The organism is Candidatus Eisenbacteria bacterium (genome assembly GCA_030017955.1).
Lineage (GTDB): Bacteria > Eisenbacteria > RBG-16-71-46 > JASEGR01 > JASEGR01 > JASEGR01.
The window spans coordinates 1-2,006 of the sequence record JASEGR010000193.1 but is presented as its reverse complement, the minus strand read 5'-3'; the positions used below and the strand labels follow the sequence as shown (position 1 = coordinate 2,006).

General features: G+C 51.9%; 2 protein-coding genes. Both read left to right on the top strand.

Going from position 1 to position 2,006, the window contains the following annotated elements; all coding sequences use genetic code 11:
* Positions 1–561 (top strand): hypothetical protein (locus QME66_13585; protein MDI6809977.1); only part of this gene is annotated, 561 nt, incomplete at its 5' end.
* A gap of 50 nt (positions 562–611) precedes the next feature.
* Positions 612–1,949, top strand: coding sequence for a hypothetical protein (locus QME66_13580; protein MDI6809976.1), 1,338 nt, complete (start codon positions 612–614; stop codon positions 1,947–1,949).
* Positions 1,950–2,006 lie beyond the last annotated feature (57 nt).

Sequence of the window (2,006 nt, the reverse complement as noted above, 5' to 3'; positions counted from 1 at the left end):
GCTGCGCCTGGTAAATATGCCGCCGAAGCTGTGAAGGAACAGATGGGAAGCGTACAGGCCACGGATTCAAATGGCATTCAAAGGTATTTCAACGACGCACGCATCGGCAAGGTAGCCGATGTTGTCAAAGAGAAGATAAATGGGGCCTGGTCTGATTTCACGAGGACAACACTTCCCGGGAATATCTGTTCGCAGAATCTCCACGATCAAGTTACTGATGAATCATGGAAATGGAAGTGGAACGCCGAGCTAACCGTCGCAGCCGAGGGCGGCTCCATTTCAGTTGATCAAGGCGGTCATCCCCATCTCAATCCTGGGGATTGGATCAAAGCCGTAAACAACTATGGCTGGTCGCAGAAGTTATTCGATCCGCAGAAAATTTCGCTGTCATCCACGCTGACAGGCGATGGTCATATTGGTCATGCGCTTTTCAAGGCGAAGTTGTTTGGAGAAGTATGGTGCTCATTTGAAGGATATGAAGATCCCGAGACGCGCGAATGGACCAACGGGGGGCAGTTCGGCGGCATGACCGTTGTGGCTTTGCTTGAATGTTGGTTCTGATTCTGAATGATGCGACATTGTTTCAAGGACAGAGAGGCGGAGATAGAGGCATGAACACGGAAACAACTTGGACGAAGGGCTTGTTCGCTCTGGCGGGCGCCTTTCTACTTTGCTCCCAACCGGTTCTGGCGCAGACAAGCCTTGATCGTGAAACTACGACCGGACGTGTTGGCTCTCTGGTGGTTGCAGCCGAAGGACTGTTGGGTGAAAAAGGCACAGCCGTTGATCCGATGGAAGCCGTCCGCGTAGCCAGAGGACTGTTGTATCGAGTCAGAGCTATCGAGTCGGACGATTCGCTGGGGCCTCATCCGACCCATCCGCTCTTGGAATTCGGGAAACAAAGCTCACCCGATTCACGGCGGGCATGTGCGATGAATATCCTCGGAACGAATCTCTATTCCGAGATCGAAAAGCGATTCCTGAAATCCCTGGAAACATCCACGAACGCCTTGGAGAGGATTGCCGCTTTTCAGGTTTTGAGCAAAGGGATCGCCTCGAGCAATGCCGCTGGGGTTATCGCAAGGGATCTGAACTCCAATCTCCGCAGACCAGAAGACGAGAGCATGACGAATCAACCTCAGATGAGCGCTGAGATGTTTTGGGCGGCGGAATCCCTTTGCTATCTGGGTCAAACCAATGGGTTGCGGATCATGTCATGGGCCTTGGACTCGAAGAAGACTTCTCCCGCTGAAAAGGTCGTGGCAATTGAGGCGCTTGTGACTCTGCATACAAAGGAAGCGAGGGAAACGCTTCTTCAATCGGCCCAGAATCTCGCCACGTCAACAAATCCGTCCGTCGCTCGTGATGCGTTCGACGCTCTACACAGAGTTCCGGAATTTCGAGAAATCGGAACACGGGCCGGTGAGAAACAACTTGAGCGTCTCAAAAGTCTTTGCGAAAAAGCGGAGCTAAACCGAGATGACTGGGCATTACTGAGCGAAGTGTCATTCTATTTCCGCAGACTTCAGGAAAAAGGACTTCTGTCGCTCGACGATCAACGAAAAGTGAAGCGAACTGTTATTGATATGCTTCGGATGGGACGCAAGGAAGGGAGTTTGAGTCTGGCTAATGTCTTCGGGATGTTGGCAAGTGACGAAGATGCTGAAGTCATCAAAGACCTCCTGAAATCAAAATGGGCAGATGTAAGGCGGCAGGCCATTTGGAGTGTACTCAAGTGTTCGCCAGAAGTTCGCATGAAACTCGTTCAGGACGTGATGCCCCTGTTGGACGACCAAGACTCTCAAAATCGTCGCGCGGCTCTTGACGTGATCCGAGTAGCCAAGGGGGAAAAGCCGAGAGAGGTTGCTCATTGGGACGTGCGTTCGCAGGAGGAATTCAAGACCGAGGCCAACCGCATCAAGACCTGGTGGAATGCGGAGAAGAAATAGGAGGTCAAGTCCGTATTCTCCTGTAAAATCGGTTGAGGCATAAGGCTCCTGGAATGA